Source organism: Aliiroseovarius lamellibrachiae, from assembly GCF_018599245.1.
In the GTDB taxonomy this organism is placed as follows: domain Bacteria; phylum Pseudomonadota; class Alphaproteobacteria; order Rhodobacterales; family Rhodobacteraceae; genus Aliiroseovarius; species Aliiroseovarius lamellibrachiae.
Window position 1 is genome coordinate 316170 of record NZ_JAHEVJ010000004.1, and the last position, 17521, is coordinate 333690.

General features: G+C 54.0%; 16 protein-coding genes. 8 read left to right on the forward strand and 8 right to left on the reverse strand.

The window, feature by feature from the left end; all coding sequences use genetic code 11:
• Positions 1 to 1353: an aspartate aminotransferase family protein gene (locus KKW20_RS09485; protein WP_214567628.1), complete on the forward strand. Its 1353-nt coding sequence runs from the start codon at positions 1 to 3 to the stop codon at positions 1351 to 1353.
• Between the two features lie 45 nt (positions 1354 to 1398).
• Here the strand turns inward: KKW20_RS09485 and KKW20_RS09490 are convergent, their stop codons facing one another.
• The 4 genes from KKW20_RS09490 to KKW20_RS09505 all read right to left on the reverse strand — a co-directional run bounded on the left by KKW20_RS09490 (position 1399) and on the right by KKW20_RS09505 (position 4874).
• Positions 1399 to 1767: a VOC family protein gene (locus KKW20_RS09490; protein ID WP_214567629.1), complete on the reverse strand. Its 369-nt coding sequence runs from the start codon at positions 1765 to 1767 to the stop codon at positions 1399 to 1401.
• A 70-nt stretch (positions 1768 to 1837) separates the two neighbouring features.
• Positions 1838 to 2149 (reverse strand): 2Fe-2S iron-sulfur cluster-binding protein, encoded by a 312-nt coding sequence (locus tag KKW20_RS09495; protein ID WP_214567630.1) that lies wholly within the window; start codon positions 2147 to 2149, stop codon positions 1838 to 1840.
• Positions 2150 to 2278: 129 nt separating this feature from the next.
• Positions 2279 to 3568, reverse strand: coding sequence for a type I glutamate--ammonia ligase (locus tag KKW20_RS09500; RefSeq protein ID WP_214567631.1), 1290 nt, complete (start codon positions 3566 to 3568; stop codon positions 2279 to 2281).
• A 46-nt stretch (positions 3569 to 3614) separates the two neighbouring features.
• Positions 3615 to 4874 (reverse strand): cytochrome P450, encoded by a 1260-nt coding sequence (locus KKW20_RS09505; RefSeq protein ID WP_214567632.1) that lies wholly within the window; start codon positions 4872 to 4874, stop codon positions 3615 to 3617.
• An 84-nt stretch (positions 4875 to 4958) separates the two neighbouring features.
• On the opposite strand from KKW20_RS09505, the gene KKW20_RS09510 reads away from it, so the two are divergent.
• Positions 4959 to 5675 (forward strand): type 1 glutamine amidotransferase, encoded by a 717-nt coding sequence (locus KKW20_RS09510; RefSeq protein ID WP_214567633.1) that lies wholly within the window; start codon positions 4959 to 4961, stop codon positions 5673 to 5675.
• Here KKW20_RS09510 and KKW20_RS09515 read toward each other — a convergent pair whose 3' ends face one another.
• Positions 5676 to 6326, reverse strand: coding sequence for a GntR family transcriptional regulator (locus KKW20_RS09515; protein WP_214567634.1), 651 nt, complete (start codon positions 6324 to 6326; stop codon positions 5676 to 5678). It lies immediately after the preceding gene.
• Between the two features lie 206 nt (positions 6327 to 6532).
• Here KKW20_RS09515 and KKW20_RS09520 point away from each other — a divergent pair, with 206 nt between their 5' ends.
• From KKW20_RS09520 to pta, 5 genes are all read left to right on the forward strand, one after another.
• On the forward strand, positions 6533 to 7918 hold the full coding sequence (locus tag KKW20_RS09520; protein WP_214567635.1) for an aminotransferase family protein: 1386 nt from the start codon (positions 6533 to 6535) through the stop codon (positions 7916 to 7918).
• A 77-nt stretch (positions 7919 to 7995) separates the two neighbouring features.
• Positions 7996 to 8289 carry a GNAT family N-acetyltransferase gene (locus tag KKW20_RS16650; RefSeq protein WP_343207570.1) on the forward strand — a complete coding sequence of 98 codons (294 nt, stop codon included), beginning with the start codon at positions 7996 to 7998 and terminating at the stop codon, positions 8287 to 8289.
• Between the two features lie 257 nt (positions 8290 to 8546).
• Positions 8547 to 10016, forward strand: a complete 1470-nt coding sequence (gene pdxR / locus KKW20_RS09530; RefSeq protein ID WP_214567636.1) for a MocR-like pyridoxine biosynthesis transcription factor PdxR — start codon at positions 8547 to 8549, stop codon at positions 10014 to 10016.
• Positions 10017 to 10127: 111 nt separating this feature from the next.
• Entirely contained in the window at positions 10128 to 11909 is a 1782-nt protein-coding gene (xsc, locus tag KKW20_RS09535) for a sulfoacetaldehyde acetyltransferase (protein WP_214567637.1), read from the forward strand.
• A gap of 112 nt (positions 11910 to 12021) precedes the next feature.
• The gene (pta, locus tag KKW20_RS09540; RefSeq protein ID WP_214567638.1) at positions 12022 to 13032 is read left to right on the forward strand and encodes a phosphate acetyltransferase; all 1011 of its coding nucleotides are present in this window, start codon (positions 12022 to 12024) and stop codon (positions 13030 to 13032) included.
• Here pta and KKW20_RS09545 read toward each other — a convergent pair.
• Positions 13029 to 13904, reverse strand: coding sequence for a phosphate acyltransferase (locus KKW20_RS09545; protein ID WP_214567639.1), 876 nt, complete (start codon positions 13902 to 13904; stop codon positions 13029 to 13031). The genes pta and KKW20_RS09545 overlap by 4 nt on opposite strands.
• 38 nt (positions 13905 to 13942) lie before the next feature.
• The gene (locus KKW20_RS09550) at positions 13943 to 15178 is read right to left on the reverse strand and encodes a urate hydroxylase PuuD (RefSeq protein ID WP_214567640.1); all 1236 of its coding nucleotides are present in this window, start codon (positions 15176 to 15178) and stop codon (positions 13943 to 13945) included.
• Positions 15179 to 15367: 189 nt separating this feature from the next.
• Here KKW20_RS09550 and KKW20_RS09555 point away from each other — a divergent pair, with 189 nt between their 5' ends.
• Positions 15368 to 16714: a uracil-xanthine permease family protein gene (locus KKW20_RS09555; protein WP_214567641.1), complete on the forward strand. Its 1347-nt coding sequence runs from the start codon at positions 15368 to 15370 to the stop codon at positions 16712 to 16714.
• A 215-nt stretch (positions 16715 to 16929) separates the two neighbouring features.
• Here KKW20_RS09555 and KKW20_RS09560 read toward each other — a convergent pair.
• Positions 16930 to 17521: methyl-accepting chemotaxis protein (locus tag KKW20_RS09560; protein WP_246534530.1), on the reverse strand; the 592-nt coding region annotated here is incomplete at its 5' end.

Below are 17521 nucleotides of genomic sequence, written 5' to 3' on the forward strand. Positions count from 1 at the left end.
ATGAAAGATTCGAACTTTCTTAAGGAAAAAAATGCACGCTCTCTTTGGCACCCAATGGCCCATCCAGCTGATTGCCAAAACACCCCTCCGACCATCGTAACGGGTGCCCAGGGTGTCCGGATCACCGACATTGATGGGCACGAAGTGGTCGACGGCGTTGGCGGGCTTTGGAATGTAAACCTTGGGTTCTCCAGCCAACCAATCAAAGACGCCATCGCGGCCCAGCTGGATCAGCTTCCGTATTACTCAATCTTCCGCGGCACCACCAATGATCAGGTGATTGAGCTGGCAGAGGAGTTGCGGGCCTTTTTTGAACCCGACGGGCTGACGCGGGCGTTTTATACCTCTGGCGGGTCCGACAGCGTTGAAACCGCGCTGCGTTTGGCGCGGCAATATCACAAGATCAAAGGGGACCCCGGGCGGGTGAAATTCCTGTCGCTGAAAAAAGGGTATCACGGCACCCATATGGGGGGCGCATCGGTGAACGGGAACGCAAATTTCCGCACCCAATATGAACCCCTTTTGCCGGGCTGCTACCACATCCCTGCCCCTTACACCTATCGCAATCCGTTTAACGAAACGGATCCGGAGAAGCTGGCCCAACTGTGCTTGCAGGCGATGGAAGATGAAATTGCATTTCAGGGAGCAGGGACAATTGCCGCAATGATCATGGAGCCGATCCTTGGTGCCGGCGGTGTCATTGTGCCCCATGAAAGCTTTATGCCCGGCGTGCGTGCGATATGTGACAAACACGGTATTTTGCTGATCGCGGATGAGGTCATCACCGCCTTTGGTCGCACCGGAAGCTGGTCAGGATCACGCCATTGGGGCGTTAAACCCGACTTTATGTCGACCGCAAAAGCCATCACAAACGGCTATTTTCCCTTTGGTGCCGTCATGATCGCAGAGCATGTGGCCGAGACCTTTGAAAAGGATGAAACAGGAAAAGCCGCGATTGGTCATGGCTACACCTATTCCGGTCATCCGGTTGGGGCAGCGGCGGCTTTGGCCTGCCTTAAGGAAACCAAACGCCTGAACGTCCCTGAAAATGCGGCAGCCCGCGGCGCAGAGCTATATGCGGGATTGCAATCCTTGGGGGCAGAGTTTGACGTCATTGGTGACATACGTGGCGGGCATGGATTGATGTGTGCGCTAGAGCTTGTCGCAGATCGTGACACCAAAGCGTCGATCGACAAGGCCAGCACCGCGACATTGCAAGAGGTCGCGTATCAGAATGGCGCAATGGTGCGCATTTCAGGCCCAAATGTGATCCTGTCACCGCCATTGGTCCTGACATCAGACGATGTGCAGGTGATCCTTGGTGCGCTAAAAGCAGGCTTTTCTGCGCTCTGATCGGACTTGAAAAACTGATAGGTGCCAGTCCATTCTGGCGCCTTTTCAGCGATGCTGATCTATCAGAATTAGAAACCCATCCGGGTCGGTGACCATAAAGCTGGCCGGGCCATCTTCACCGCCTTGTTCTTGTGACACGACAATTCCCTGTTCCTTCAGGCGCGCCTTGATCGCGCGCACATCATCAAACGGATCGACATTGGTGGCCGACTGGCTCCACCCCGGATTAAAGGTCAGCATCGCGCCGTCGAACATGCCCTGAAACAGGCCAATCAACGTATCCCCCTGTTTCATAATCAGATAATTATGCTCTTCTGTCCCACCAAAAGCTTCAAATCCCAAGGCTTCGTAAAAACCTTTGGATTTCGCCAGATCTGTGACCGCCAAGCTGACGGAAAATGCACCAAGTGACATCGCGCGCTCCTTTTTTCAAATGGAGCATCCATAATAGCAGATCTACGCCTATCAAGACAGGTTGCGGCGCCTAGGTTGGCACCGTCAGACGTATCCCATCCAAATCGTCGGACATGACAATCTGACACGACAGCCGCGACGCATCCGACACATCGCCGTCAGCCATCTCCAGCATCGCCTCTTCAAATTCGCCCTTTTCGCCAGCTTTATCACGCCAATCCTCAGCCACATGAACATGACAGGTCGCACAGGAAAGCGAGCCGCCACACTCCCCTTGAATGCCCGCGACATTGTTGTTTTGTGCCGCTTCCATAAGGTTCAGACCCGCAGCCACATCAGCCACAACATCCTCGCCCCCAGGCAAGACCCAGGTTACTTTCATCTTCATTCTCCCTTATTTTTTAGTCAGTTAGAGCGTTCCCAACTCACATTGTATCGCTTGTTCGCTGCCTTTCGCTTTGCTCAAACGCAAAAAGCGATGACAGATGCTTCAATGAAAACTGGAAACGCCTTAGACAAAGTTCACATAGAAATCACGCAGCCCATCCCCTTCAAGGTCACGGGTCTTAATCACCTCTTTGCGTTTCATGAAAACATGGTTGTCAACCAGCAATTGCCCCACTCGTTCGCTAAGCACACGGTCAGCTTCCAGATCATTCATCGCAGCTTTCAAATTCACCGCGGTGCCATCACGCGCATCGGTACGATCAAATCCATCACCCGTTTCCATCGGGCCAAGCGCATATCCGTTTTCAACGCCCAACAAAGCCGCCTGCAAGACCGCTGCAACAGCCGTATAGGGGTTGGCCGTTGCATCCGCCATTCGGTGTTCAAGCCGAGATTTCGCCCCGCCCTCGCCCGAAATCCGCGTGGTTACATTGCGATGATCGCCCCCCCAATTGCGCCAATAGCCAGACAAGGACCCCGGCTGCAGACGCTGGTAAGAGTTCGACGTTGGCGCCACCAACCCAGACAGGCCTTTATGGTGATGCATCAAACCAGCAATACACCCGCGCGCCAGATCATTCATGTTCTCGGGCCCACCCACGGGGCCATTATCAAGCGCATTGTTGCCGTTTTCATCGCGGAAAGAAAAGTTGATATGCATGCCAGAACCGCCTGCCTCGGCAATGGGTTTGGGCATGAAGGTCAGCACCAACCCATGCTCTAACGCCACCTCGCGCGCCATTTGACGAAAGAGGACGATGTCATCGAGCTGCTTTAGCGCCTCATCAAAGGTCAGTGTGAATTCAAACTGCGGGCTGTCATATTCCGCCGTGATCATATCGAGGTTGAATCCCAGATGGTCAGCACGTTCCCAAATATCGTCTGTGAAGCGAAGCGGATCAGAAAATGGACCCGTCCCATAAACCACACCACCCGGCGCATCATAGGGCACAAGGCGCCCGATTTCATTGGCCATCAGCGCAAAACACTCAAGTTCAATGCCAATCATCGGCGTTAATCCCCGCGCTTTCCACGCCGCAATCGCGCGTTTAAGGGCTTGGCGACCACAAAGCTCCAAGGGTTCCCCGTGATGATCATAAAGATCGCCAATGACAATCTTGGTCGCGCTTTCCCAACTGTCGCGAATATCCTCGGCCCGCCAGCGCAATTCCATATCCGGCAAGCCCTGCTTCATCATCGCCCCCGGCGCATCAAGCAGATCTTTGTCGTAATGCACGCCGAAAGTGGACCGGCAAAACCGTGTGTCGCTGGTTCCGATTTGGCGCTCAGGCAGGTATTTGCCGCGCAGAATGCTCAGATGATCGCACCATAGGGCACGCAAGCGATCTTTCATGTTTCCTCCCTGCCCGGCTTGCCGGGTCTTCTCCCCACTTTTGGGGTTATTTCGCCTGAAGAGTGACAGGCAATTCTTTGATCCCACCGACAAAATTTGAACGCAGGAATTTATGCGGCCCGGCAGGTTCAATCAGTTTGACACGCTTGACGAGTTCTTCAAACAAAACCCGCACTTCAAGCCGCGCGAGGTGCATCCCCAAACAGACATGCGGACCACCTTGGCCAAACGACATATGGCGATTGGGGCTTCGCATCAGATCCACACGGTTCGGGTTTTCAAACATGGTTTCATCCCGGTTGGCAGACGCCCACCAATACAAAACTTTGTCCCCCTCACGGATGGTTTTGCCGTGAATTTCATGATCACAACGTGCCGTCCGACGAAAGTACAGTGCGGGGGTCGCCCAGCGGATGATCTCATCCGGTGCGGTGGCCCAGACATCGCCGCCCTCTTGCATTTGCCCCAAAAGTTCGGGCTGGTGACACATCGCCTGAAGCCCCGCCGCGATCGAGTATCGGGTGGTGTCATTTCCGGCCGCAACCAACAGACAAAAGAAATTCCGAAATTCATTTTCGGGCATCACATTGCCATCTTTGTCGGGCTGCAAAATGTAATGCAAAACACCCGATGTATCGCCAGCGGCATTTTTCTTTGCCAAAAGTTCTTTTGCATAATCAAACAGTTCCGCCCCGGCAGGTGAGTTAAACGGCATCATCCGATATTCGTCGGTCTGCATTTTGTCCAAGACGTGATCGGTGAAATCCGGATCAGTGTTGGCAATCAATGCATCCCCCTTTTCCACAAGCCAAGGCAGGTCCTCTTCCGGGGTGCCAAGGATTTGCCCCAACATCATCATCGGCAATTTACGCGCGATGATTTTGGTTGCATCAAAGGTTCCCATTTCAAGGGCTTCATCCAAGATGGGCTGGCACAACGCGCGAATTTGGTCTTCGAAATCCGCAACAACCGGACGCGAAAAAGCTTTACCAACCTTCATACGCGTTTTCATATGCTCTGGCGGGTCCGTTTCCTGAAACGTACGCCGTGCCAGATACTCTTCATATGTCTGATCCTCCATCCGAATGCCGCGTGCAGAGGACATGACTTGCCAGTTTCGGTTCAGCTCGGTGATATCTGCATGACGCACGATGTTCCAAAACCCCTCCCCCCCGTCCCAGCCTGTCCAACTTATGGGATCATCGCGGCGCAAGCGCGCAAATGTATTATGCGGTGAGCCATTCATAAATGTGTCGTGGCTTGACAAGTCGGCAAAGCCGTCATCGGTTGGCGTCCATACGGTCATGGTAAGGGCTTCCCTTTTTTGCTTGTATCATGCGCGTCACAAAATATATTATATAACACGTTAAATATGTAAAGCGGAGAAATCATGCGCATCGCAATCTTGATGACAAACACCGATGAAAGCGAATTTGCGACCCGTCACCCAAAGGACGGAGACAAATGGCGCAAGCTATTGTCGCCCAAACGGCCGGATTGGACATTTACCGTTTACAACGTAAAAGACGGAGATTTTCCGCAGGACATGTCGCAACACGATGGTTGGATTGTCACCGGAAGCCCCGCTTCGGTTCATGATGACGTCCCGTGGATTGGCGATTTACTGACACTGATCCGCGACATCAACGCCTGTCGTGCGCCGCTATTTGGCGCCTGTTTTGGGCATCAGGCGATTGCAATGGCATTGGGTGGAAGCGTTGGAACCAACCCACATGGCTGGGTGTTTGGCGCCACAGAAACGCAAATCACGGCCCCACCACCATGGATGCGCGCGCGCCGCATCTGGCAATATGCGGCCCATATCGAACAGGTGACCACGCTGCCCGATGCGGCGCAAATCATCATGTCACATCCTGGGTGTCCAGTGGGTGGCATGGCCATTGGAGATCATGTTTTCACAACCCAGAACCACCCGGAGATGACCGATAAATTCATTGCGGCATTGATTGAAGAACTGGCGGAGAGCAAACCAAAAGACGTCATAGAGCGGGCCCGAAGATCGCTGAAGTTAGGCGCGGATAACAGCATATTTGCCGACTGGATCTTAAAATTCTTTGAGATGGAGCGCTCTGCGGGATCAGTCTAATCAGCCAAGTGCCGCCAAAAGATCCATCACCGTAACCCGGTCAAATTGCACATGTGCCTCCATATGCGCCTCAACCTCATCGGCCCGCCCGGAATAAATCATTTCAGCGATTTCACGATGCTCGAGCGCGGATTGGGCAATTGTTCCGGCATAGCGATATCGCGCCCGATAGTAGGCCAATAGCTTGCGCGCGTTCATCTTAATCATGTCCAACAAAAAGGGATTGCCCGAGGCCTCGCCGATCGTTTTGTGAAAGGCCAGATTAAGCTGATAATACCCGTCGGGATCCAAATCCCCCTGCGCGCGCGCGTGGGCCTCGCACGCGACAACAGTTGCCTCTAGCTGTGTCCGCAGATGCGGCGAAAGACGGCGCGCGGCAAGCCCGGCGGCCTGTGCTTCGAGGCGCGCATGAACTTCGAGAATGGCCAAGAATTCCTCCAGACTTGGCTTAAACAGCATTGCCCCTTTTCGCGGCGGGCGCACAACAAGTCCCATAGCCTCTAACCGCAGCAGCGCCTCTCGCAGCGGGGTGCGAGACACACCATATTTCGCAATCAACGATGTTTCATCAATGACATCGCCGGGGTTCAGCTCCCCCCGGTCTATTCCGGCCAGAATAGATTTCAGCAATGTCTCAGTTTGTCCCGCCATACGCCCGAATAAACCATATCTCATTGAAATATCCAGCCCTTTACACAGCGCCGAGCAGCAAACCCGGATCCGCAACGCGGAATCCGAGAAAACTGGACCTAAGCAAAGAACAATTTGGCCCTATTCTCCCCCCCCTATTTTCCGCTCATTATTTGATCAAAGAATCAAGTTATCCCCGCTTAAAAGCACAACGTCAGGAGGTCCCCATGGACGGCGCTATGAAAGACAACGACATTTCGAAAGTGGTTGAAGCTGATAAAGCCCATGTCTGGCATCACCTGACCCAGCATAAAAGCTTTGAAACCACAGACCCGCGCATCATTGTCGAAGGCAAAGGCATGCGTGTTTGGGACCAAAACGGCAAAGAATTCCTTGATGCGGTGTCTGGTGGCGTCTGGACTGTGAACGTCGGCTATGGCCGCGTTGAAATCGCCGATGCCATTCGCGACCAATTGGTGAAGCTGAACTATTTCGCAGGCTCTGCCGGATCTATCCCCGGTGCCATCTTTTCCGAGCGTTTGATTGCCAAAATGCCTGGCATGAGCCGGGTGTACTACACAAACTCAGGGTCAGAGGCGAACGAGAAAGCGTTTAAAATGGTGCGCCAAATCGCCCATAAACGCTATGGCGGCAAGAAAACCAAGATCCTGTATCGTGACCGCGACTACCATGGCTCAACCCTCGCGACGATGTCAGCGGGCGGGCAAGACGAACGCAACGCACAATATGGTCCTTTTGCACCTGATTTCGTACGTGTGCCCCATTGCATGGAATACCGCGCACAGTGGGATCTTTCGGGCGAAGAATACGGCCAGCGCGCCGCTGATGCGATCGAAGAAGTGATCCTGGCCGAAGGTGCAGACACCGTTGGCGCGCTCTGCCTTGAGCCGATCACGGCGGGCGGCGGCGTTATCACCCCTCCTCCGGGGTACTGGGAGCGTGTGCAAGAGATCTGCGAAAAATACGACATCCTTCTGCATATCGACGAAGTGGTCTGCGGCGTGGGCCGGACGGGCACTTGGTTTGGCTATCAGCACTACGGAATCAAACCCGATTTCGTCACAATGGCAAAAGGCGTGGCCTCGGGCTATGCGGCGATTGCGTGCTGTGTCACCTCGGAAAAGGTTTTCGACTTGTTCAAAGACGATGCAAGCGATCCCATGGGCTACTTCCGCGACATCTCGACCTTCGGTGGCTGCACCGCGGGCCCCGCGGCGGCCTTGGTCAACATGCAGATCATCGAAGACGAGAACCTTTTGGACAATTGCACCCGTATGGGCGACCGTATGCTTGGCAACCTTTCCGAGTTGATGGAGAAGCATAAGGTCGTTGGTGACGTGCGCGGCAAAGGTCTGTTCCTCGGGGCTGAATTGGTTGCCGATCGCGGAACAAAAGAGCCCGTCAGTGAGAAAGAAGTGGGCGCCGTGGTCGCAGAATGCGGCGCGCAGGGCGTGATCATTGGCGCGACAAACAGATCGCTTCCAGGGCTCAACAACACCCTGTGTTTCAGCCCGGCCCTTATCGCCACAGCGGATGACATCGACAAAATCACCGATGCTGTCGACAATGCTTTGACCAAAGTGTTTGGCTGATCCACAAGATGGACTGGTAAAAAATCAAGAAAGCGGATCCTGCAAGGGGTCCGCCTTTTTTGCGGTTTCAAGACCATATGATCTTGAAAGGAACGCCCCCCGTCACTTCAGTCGGTCAACACACGACCCTGTTGCCCTTATCCCTTGACCATTTTCAGGATTTGAAACGAGCCACCGAAGATGCTGAACTAAGCACGATTTGGCACACGGTCATTCCCTCAGCTGAGGGGATGCAAGCTGACATCGAGCACCGCCTTTCATTGCAAGATGCAGGAAAAATGCTCCCCTTCGCAGTCTGCAGCCCAGGCGGCCGACCCGTTGGTATGACCACCTTCATGAACATCGACCCGGCAAAGCCGCGCGGCCATTGAACGCTTAGGCGCAAAACTGGATGGCGTTTTACGCAGCCATGTTCTTGGACCCAATGGCACGCTTCGCGATACGGCCGTTTACTCTATCACCGCAGCAGAATGGCCCACTGTAAACACTATTCTCGCGGGCGCACTGGCAAGGCGGAGCGAGGAACCATAAGTCCAGTTCAGTTACAAAAGCAGGCCAGTGATCGTGAGGGGATCAAAATCAATCATACCAGATTGATTTTGAATTAAGTCCAAGGTAGCATGAATTCATGACCGTACCTGTCGAAACCTTCTTTCTTGACCCTGACGCTCAAGGAACACTTCAAGCGCAAATCCAACAGATGATCGCCGAGGCCATCCTGTCTGGGCGATTGCCTCGTGGAGAAAAGCTCCCGTCGACCCGCGCTTTGGCAAAACATCTGGGCGTCAGCCGCATCACAGTGACCTTGTCCTATACGGAACTTCAGGCCAGTGACTACCTGACATCAAAAGGTCGAAGTGGCTTTTATGTATCTGAAAATGCTCCGGAACCTCCTTCTTTTCAACCCCGCATCCGGATGGAGGATAAAGTCGATTGGAACCGCGCAATCGGTAACTCTTTTGGTGAAAGCAACACGCCACAGAAGCCACAAAATTGGCGGCAGCACCGGTATCCGTTCACCTATGGCCAATCAGATGAAACCTTGTTTGATCATAATTCTTGGCGTCTTTGCGCCCTGAAAGCCCTTGGCCAAAAAGACCATGATGCCATGGTTCGTGACTATTATGACCAGGACGACCCAGAGCTAGTCGAATTCATTGCACGCCACATCTTACCGCGCCGTGGAATTCTTGCCCGACCAGAGGAGATTTTGATCACTTTGGGCGCACAAAATGCGCTTTGGCTGTCGGCACAGATTTTGCTGACCCAACGCAGGACGGCGGCCATCGAGGATCCCTGCTACTATTCTCTGCGTGATATCCTCACACAAAGTCGCTGCCATTTGGCCCATGTCCCTGTGGACAGCGAAGGCTTGCCCCCCGAGAATTTGCCCGACGGTACCGATGTGATTTTCACGACACCAAGCCATCAAAGCCCGACGACAGCCACCATGCCGCTGGAGCGCCGCAAGCGATTACTCAATCGCGCCCGAGCGCTGGATGCATTGGTGGTTGAGGACGATTACGACTTTGAAATGTCATTTCTACAACCGCCGTCCCCCGCGCTGAAATCACTCGATAAAGAGGGCCGAGTGATCTATGTAGGCAGCTTTTCAAAATCCCTGTTTCCTGGGCTTCGACTTGGGTACTTGGTGGGATCAGAACCGTTTATTCGCGAAGCTCGCGCGCTTCGCTCGACGGTATTGCGCCACCCTCCCGGCCTCATTCAACGTAGCGTCGCTTATTTCTTATCTCTTGGCCACTATGATGCCCTGATCCGACGCATAGGAAATGCCTACGAAAAGCGACGTAAAGTCATGGAAACTGCCATTGATGATTATGGCCTAACCATCTCTGGTCGTGGTGTTTTTGGTGGCTCCGCCTTTTGGATGGAGGCCCCAGAAACGGTCGACACAAGCGCGCTGGCAAATGCGCTAAAAGAGAAAAGTGTGCTAATCGAGCCCGGAAAACCCTTTTTCTCTGGGCAAAACAGACCTCACCACTTCTATCGCCTCGCCTATAGCTCCATCCCAGCAGATCGTATCCCTGAGGGAATTTCGCGTGTTGCCGCGGGAATCCGAAAATACGAAAACTGGTAATATTTCGCCGACCGATCTGGCCCTATAGCGAAACTCTACAGACGCCTAACATCTCCTCGACAACACACACCACACATTGCCCAAGAGCATGTGACAGAAGGATGCTGCATCATGAAAATGACCACCGAAGAAGCCTTTGTAAAAGTATTGCAAATGCACGGGATTGAACACGCTTTTGGTATTATCGGCTCTGCGATGATGCCAATTTCCGATATTTTCCCGGATGCGGGCATTACGTTCTGGGATTGCGCCCACGAGGGTTCCGGCGGGATGATGGCGGACGGTTACACCCGCGCCACCGGGAAAATGTCGATGATGATTGCGCAAAACGGCCCCGGAATCACCAATTTTGTGACCGCTGTGAAAACCGCGTATTGGAACCATACACCGGTTCTGTTGGTCACGCCGCAGGCCGCCAATAAGACCATCGGTCAAGGCGGTTTTCAGGAAATGGAACAGATGCGCATGTTTGCGGATTGTGTTGCCTATCAAGAAGAGGTGCGCGATCCATCGCGAGTGGCCGAGGTCCTAAACCGCGTGATTATGAACGCCAAACGCGCATCAGCCCCAGCCCAATTGAACATCCCACGCGACATGTGGACCCAAGTGATCGACATCGAACTTCCCGCGATTGTCGAGTTTGAACGCCCCTCAGGTGGGGATGATGCGGTGGCTGAAGCGGCCCAATTGCTGTCGAATGCGAAAAACCCCGTCATCTTGAATGGTGCTGGTGTGGTGCTCTCCAAAGGCGGCATTGAAGCATCCAAACAACTTGCAGAACGTCTGGATGCGCCTGTTTGTGTTGGCTACCAGCACAATGATGCCTTCCCTGGATCGCACCCGTTGTTTGCCGGCCCTCTAGGTTACAATGGATCCAAAGCAGGGATGGAGCTGATCAAAGACGCAGATGTGGTGCTGTGCCTTGGCACCCGTCTGAACCCGTTTTCAACCCTGCCCGGATATGGCATGGAATACTGGCCATCTGATGCAAAAATCATCCAAGTTGATATCAACCCAGACCGGATCGGCCTGACCAAGACGGTATCTGTTGGCATCATTGGCGATGCGGCAAAAGTGGCAAACGGTATCCTTGCCCAACTGTCAGACACGGCGGGCGATGCTGGCCGCGACGACCGCAAAGCCACCATTGCACAGAAAAAATCCGCCTGGGCACAGCAACTTAGCTCGATGACCCACGAAGATGATGATCCGGGCACATCTTGGAACGAACGCGCGCGCAGCGACAAACCCGAATGGATGAGCCCACGTATGGCTTGGCGCGCCATTCAATCGGCCCTGCCGAAAGATGCGATCATTTCATCCGATATTGGCAACAACTGCGCCATTGGCAATGCCTACCCGTCCTTTGATGAGGGTCGCAAATATCTGGCTCCGGGCTTGTTTGGTCCCTGTGGTTACGGCCTTCCAGCTGTAGCGGGTGCCAAAATCGGCTGCCCAGACGTGCCTGTTGTGGGCTTCTCTGGGGACGGTGCATTTGGCATTGCGGTTACGGAATTGACAGCAATCGGCCGCGGCGAATGGCCTGCCCTGACCCAAATCGTATTCCGCAACTATCAGTGGGGCGCTGAAAAGCGCAATTCGACCCTGTGGTTTGATGACAACTTTGTTGGCACCGAGTTGGACACAAACGTGTCTTACGCCGGGATCGCAAATGCTTGTGGCCTGAAGGGGGTTGTGGCCCGCACCATGGACGAGCTGACCGACGCGCTAAACCAAGCGATCAAAGATCAGATGGAAAACGGTGTGACGACATTGATCGAGGCGATGATCAACCAAGAACTTGGCGAGCCTTTCCGCCGCGACGCAATGAAGAAACCCGTGAAAGTCGCCGGGATCAGCAAGGACGATATGCGCCCACAAACCGGCGTCTGATGTTCTCCCCAGGGGGCGTGGCGCAGTTTGCTCGCGCCCCCAACTTGTTTCAATTTTCTTTTCACCGGCATCATTTTAAGGGTGCCTCAGTCGCCTTGCCAAAAGGGTCAGCATGAAACCGTTAGAAACGCTTCTTCAAAATGCCGCCCGCTCGAAGTTTCGAATTGTCCTGTCTGAAGGCGCCGATCCCCGTGCGGTCGAGGCCGCGCTAGCCGCCCAAAAGGATGGGATCGCTAAGATGATCTTAGTTGGCCCCAAGGCTGAAATCACCGCAGAACTCTCGGCCCAAGACGCGCCAACAGACCACGGGGTTCGGATCGAAGATCCCTGCCAATCAGACCTGTTGCCCGAACTCGCCAATTTATATTATGAACTGCGGTCGCATAAAGGCATCAACGCCGAAGAGGCCTTAAAAGCGGCCCAAACGCCCCATGTTTTTGCAGCTCTTTTGGTGAAATCTGGGCATGCGGATGGCACCGTTGGCGGCGCTGTTGCAACCACGGCTGATATTGTGCGCGCCGCAATTCAAGTCATTGGGCCAGCCCCGGGCAGCACCCTGATCTCGAGCTTCTTTCTAATGTTGTTTTGTGCCTCCCATCACGAAAAAAAGGGCGCGTATGTCTTTGCCGATAGCGGTTTGGTGGTTGATCCCAACGCCGACGAAATGGCACAGATCGCGGTGTCTTCCGCCGCTTCATTCGAAGCTTTGACCGGAGAAACGCCTCGCGTGGCCATGTTGTCTTTCTCGACCCACGGCAGCGCAAAACATGAGTCGGTGTCAAAAGTGGTGATGGCGACTGAAAAGGCGCGCAATGCAAACCCACGGCTCTTGATTGATGGAGAGCTACAGTTTGATGCCGCGTTTGACGCTGGCGTCGCCAAGAAAAAGGCCGAGCTTTCGCCATTAAAAGGCGAGGCAAATGTCTTCATTTTCCCCAATCTGGAAAGCGGTAATATCGCCTATAAAATTGCGCAACGGTTGGGTGGGGCAACGGCGATTGGCCCAATCTTACAAGGTTTGGCAAAACCAGCAAATGACCTGTCGCGGGGATGCACATCTGAGGATATTTTGCACATGATCGCGGTGACTGCAGCCCAAGCCAGTGCGCAATTGGCCACTTAACGCTCAGCCTCTTCCGCCTGCGCCAAAGCAATCGAAATCACTGTCGCGGCAACGATGTCCTCGACCGTTGCGCCACGGCTAAGGTCGCAAACAGGCTTTTTAAACCCCTGCAAAAAGGGGCCGATTGCTTGCGCCCCAGCCAATTCCCGCAGCAATTTGTATGCGATGTTACCTGAGTTCAAATCCGGAAATATCAACGTATTGGCAACACCCGCGCCGCTGGCCCCTTTCTTGGCTGCAATTGCGGGGTTTAACGCAGCGTCGGCTTGGATTGGCCCCAAAAAACCCGTCAGTTCGGCCGCTGTACGGACCTTGTCAACGGATGGTCCAACACCAGAACTGCCTGTAGAAAAGGACAAGAGCGCCACATCAGCGCGTCCCAACAAAAGGCGCGCCGACTTGGCAGACATGCGCGCAATCTCCGCCAGTTCATCGCTATTGGGATCACGGTGGACTGCGCAATCAGCCAGAACCAACGAGCGGCCATCTGGCATCTGCATCAGGAAAAAAGACGACGGCGCGCGTATGCCATCCGCAAACCCTACCGCAAGGCTCGCGGCCTCGATCACACGTCGCGTTGGCGCATTGGCTCCTGCAACCATAACATCCGCTTCGCCACAGGCCAGCATCGCAGCCGCCCGCATCAACGGGCGTTCGAGTATGCGTTCAGCGATGGTGCGCTTCATTGGACGTTGGGCCAGAAGCGCTTCAACCTGGCGTTCTGATGGCGGCGTTAGGGCAATTGGTTCGGCAAGCCCACCACGCGAAAGCTGATCTGCAGCCTGTAGAATTCGGTGATCTTCATATTCTGGAAACACCACGCGACGGGGTCGCATGGCGGCAATTTCGGTCGCCTTTTCAAGCGTAGTCATCCATCGCCCTCGGTTCGGACCACCAAGGATTGCAGGTGCTATCCCTCGGTCGCAGATTTATACCAAGCCACAATCTTGGCGCGCTCAATCGGTTCCATATAGGAAATATTCGCCGGCGGCATCGCATTTGTGACCCCTGCCTGTAGATAGACCCGCTTTGCCTGGCGGGCAATCTCTTCTGCGGTGTCCAGCCGAACACCTTTAGGTGCGGTGGCAATCCCATCCCAATAAACCTCTGCTGCATGGCACATTGAACAACGACCGAGAAGGATCTCATGCACCTCTTCAAACCCTTCTGCCTCCACGAACTTCTGCTGCCCGGCCGTCAAGGCGCGCGCCTCATCCTCGCCATAACTCACATGAAATCGAGGTGACGCCGACAGGTAAACAATGGTTGCAAACAAAAGCGCAGTCGCCGCCCAGGTCCAGATTGGTCGCCCTTTTCGGGCATGCATAGAGTTGAAATAGTGTCGAATGGTCACGCCCATCAAAAAGACCAAGGCCGCAATCACCCAATTCATCGAACTGGCAAAGGCCATCGGGTAATGGTTCGACAACATGAGGAAAATAACCGGCAATGTCAGATAGTTGTTATGGGTCGAGCGTTGCTTGGCAATTTTGCCATATTTCGCATCGGGTACCCGACCAGCGATCAAATCCGCCACCACAATTTTTTGGTTCGGAATGATCGTGATAAAGACATTAGCGGACATGATTGTCGCCGTGAATGCCCCGAGATGCAGCAAGGCCGCGCGCCCCGTGAACACTTGTGTATAGCCCCACGCCATAGCCACGAGGATCACAAACAACAAAATCATCAGCCGGGAATTATCATCGCCAAACTTGCTTTTACACAGCAAATCATAGGCGACCCAGCCAAACCCGAGAGACCCCAGTGAGATCAGGACGCCGCCCCAAACCGGGATATCCAGTACGTTTGGATCCACCAAATACAGCTCTCCACCCAGATAATAGACCAACGCCAACATCGCAAATCCAGACAACCACGTCGCATAGCTTTCCCATTTGAACCAAACGAGATCCTCTGGCATCCGCTCAGGGGCAACCAGGTATTTCTGAATATGATAAAATCCGCCCCCATGCACTTGCCACTCTTCCCCGTGTGCTCCGGCAGGAAGATCAGGCACCTGACGCAAGCCCAAATCAAGCGCAATAAAATAAAAAGACGAACCAATCCAAGCAATTGCGGTGATAACATGCAGCCATCGCACAGCAAATTCCACCCACTCCATCACGATAACAACGTCCAGCATAATCTCTCCCTACGGGTCATTTTCCTGTGCCCCATCTACTCGGGCGTTTCTTCTTTATACAATGAACACTCGACAAGACCATAGATTGTCAACAAAATGCTCCTGCAAGCTGGTGACAAACTGAAAAACAACCCGCTGCATTCAACAGGACCTGAAAATGGTGGCGTTCCACGCCAACAGGGAGATGACATGACACTGACTTCACCCGGAGAGAACCTCCGAGATCCAAATTACACCCCCCCATTGGCACAAGCCGTGCCACTTGGCATTCAACATATTCTGGCGATGTTCGCCTCCAATGTTACGCCCGCCATTATTGTGGCAGGGGCGGCTGGGTTTGGCTTTGGCTCCAACTCACCCGATTTTCCAATCATGCTTTACATGATCCAGATGTCGATGCTGTTTGCCGGCATTGCCACTTTGTTTCAAACCATTGGTATGGGCCCGGTGGGCGCGCGGCTGCCAATTGTTCAAGGCACAAGCTTTGCATTTTTGCCGGTAATGATTCCCGCCGTGGCAGGACAAGGGGCGGCTGGCATCGCTGGTTTGATGACCGGTGTTGTCATCGGTGGCGTGTTCCACTTTTTACTTGGTTCGGTGATTGGGCGCATTCGGTTTGCGCTGCCACCGCTGGTCACCGGATTGATCGTCCTGATGATCGGGCTTTCGTTGATCAAAGTGGGCATTCAATATGCGGCGGGCGGCGTTCCGTTGATCGGCAAACCTGCCTTCGGCAGCCTCGCTCTCTGGACCCCTGCCCTCGTGGTGATCGTTGTCACGCTCGCCATAAAGTTCTTCACAAAAGGGTTCCTTGCCGCAGCGGCAATCCTTTTGGGGCTGATAGCAGGATATCTCGTGGCCTTGATGATGGGGCAGGTCAATTTCGGCAATGTCGGAAAAGCATCGTGGTTCGCCCTGCCGACACCATTTAAATTCGGATGGGAAATGAACGGGGCGATTATCATTGGTATGTGTTTCATGGCAATCATCTCGGCCATCGAAACCGTAGGCGATACAACCGGAATCACCAAAGGCGGAGCGGGTCGCGAGGCTACGGATGACGAAATTTCCGGTGCCACATATGCTGATGGTTTAGGGACGGCAATTGCAGGTGTTTTTGGCGGATTGCCAAATACATCCTTTAGCCAAAATGTCGGTCTGATCAGCATGACTGGCGTGATGAGTCGCCATGTTGTGACCATTGGCGCACTGTTTCTGGTGCTATGCGGCTTGATCCCGCGGATTGGTGCACTCGTTTCAACTGTGCCAATCAACGTACTGGGCGGCGGCGTAATTGTCATGTTTGGCATGGTCGCTGCCGCTGGGATCAACATGCTGTCGGAAGTAAACTGGAACCGACGCAACATGGTGATTTTTGCCGTATCGTTGTCGGTTGGACTTGGTTTGCAGCAGGTGCCAGATGCGTTGCAGCATTTGGGTAGAACATGGCAAATCCTGTTGACATCAGGACTGTTGCCCGCTGCCTTTCTGGCGATTGTTCTAAATCTTCTCTTACCTGAAGATTTGGATACGTAAGAAAAGACGCTCAATTCTTGGTTCACGTGCTCCAGGCCCTTTAGGGATTGTGTTGAAAAAGGATCGCCCCAAATTGGGGCGATCCTGCGTTTGGGGCAGTTTAGCCACACCGCCCTCCACGTTCTTCATCTTCAGAGCTGCTCGACGCAATGTGAAAGAGAAAGACGCGTGGGAATTAGAAAATCCCAAGCGTAGTCCTCTAGCCAATCGCCCGATCAAAAGTCATCCCAATCGTCTAGATCATCTTGCGGCAGGTCCTCGATTTTTTGCACTGCGGTCACCTGCGTCATAGGTTTGGCTGCGGAGTGTGTCTGGGCGCTGACATCTGCATTCCCCGCCCCCCGTGCGGCAAACCTTGGGGAAATCACCTCCCCCTCCGACACTCTGGCTGCGCCCGTTTTAAATCGTCCCATCGTGCTGGTCAGCGTTTCCGCCTCGCGCGTCAATGAATGGCTTGCCGCTGTGGTTTCTTCAAACATGGCTGCGTTTTGCTGGGTCACTTGATCAAGTTGGTTCACCGCCTCGTTGATTTCCGCAAGCCCGGAACTTTGCTCGCGTGCAGAGACGGCGATCTCACCAACATTGTGGCTGATCTCGCTGACGCTTTCCACGATCCCGGCCAGCGCCTCTCCGGCTTGATCCACCAACTGCACGCCACGTTTCACCTGAGTTCCCGACGCCGAAATCAGCTCATTGATCTCACGCGCGGCATCTGACGAACGCTGCGCAAGCGCGCGAACCTCTGACGCCACCACCGCAAACCCCCGGCCGGCCTCACCCGCACGCGCCGCTTCGACACCCGCATTC

Excerpts from the sequence above, each read along its gene's own strand:
- KKW20_RS09485 (WP_214567628.1), top strand. The coding sequence starts at position 1 with ATGAAAGATTCGAACTTTCTTAAGGAAAAAAATGCACGCTCTCTTTGG.
- KKW20_RS09490 (WP_214567629.1), bottom strand. The coding sequence starts at position 1,767 with ATGTCACTTGGTGCATTTTCCGTCAGCTTGGCGGTCACAGATCTGGCG.
- KKW20_RS09495 (WP_214567630.1), bottom strand. The coding sequence starts at position 2,149 with ATGAAAGTAACCTGGGTCTTGCCTGGGGGCGAGGATGTTGTGGCTGAT.
- KKW20_RS09500 (WP_214567631.1), bottom strand. The coding sequence starts at position 3,568 with ATGAAAGATCGCTTGCGTGCCCTATGGTGCGATCATCTGAGCATTCTG.
- KKW20_RS09505 (WP_214567632.1), bottom strand. The coding sequence starts at position 4,874 with ATGACCGTATGGACGCCAACCGATGACGGCTTTGCCGACTTGTCAAGC.
- KKW20_RS09510 (WP_214567633.1), top strand. The coding sequence starts at position 4,959 with ATGCGCATCGCAATCTTGATGACAAACACCGATGAAAGCGAATTTGCG.
- KKW20_RS09515 (WP_214567634.1), bottom strand. The coding sequence starts at position 6,326 with ATGGCGGGACAAACTGAGACATTGCTGAAATCTATTCTGGCCGGAATA.
- KKW20_RS09520 (WP_214567635.1), top strand. The coding sequence starts at position 6,533 with ATGGACGGCGCTATGAAAGACAACGACATTTCGAAAGTGGTTGAAGCT.
- KKW20_RS16650 (WP_343207570.1), top strand. The coding sequence starts at position 7,996 with ATGATCTTGAAAGGAACGCCCCCCGTCACTTCAGTCGGTCAACACACG.
- pdxR (WP_214567636.1), top strand. The coding sequence starts at position 8,547 with ATGACCGTACCTGTCGAAACCTTCTTTCTTGACCCTGACGCTCAAGGA.
- xsc (WP_214567637.1), top strand. The coding sequence starts at position 10,128 with ATGAAAATGACCACCGAAGAAGCCTTTGTAAAAGTATTGCAAATGCAC.
- pta (WP_214567638.1), top strand. The coding sequence starts at position 12,022 with ATGAAACCGTTAGAAACGCTTCTTCAAAATGCCGCCCGCTCGAAGTTT.
- KKW20_RS09545 (WP_214567639.1), bottom strand. The coding sequence starts at position 13,904 with ATGACTACGCTTGAAAAGGCGACCGAAATTGCCGCCATGCGACCCCGT.
- KKW20_RS09550 (WP_214567640.1), bottom strand. The coding sequence starts at position 15,178 with ATGCTGGACGTTGTTATCGTGATGGAGTGGGTGGAATTTGCTGTGCGA.
- KKW20_RS09555 (WP_214567641.1), top strand. The coding sequence starts at position 15,368 with ATGACACTGACTTCACCCGGAGAGAACCTCCGAGATCCAAATTACACC.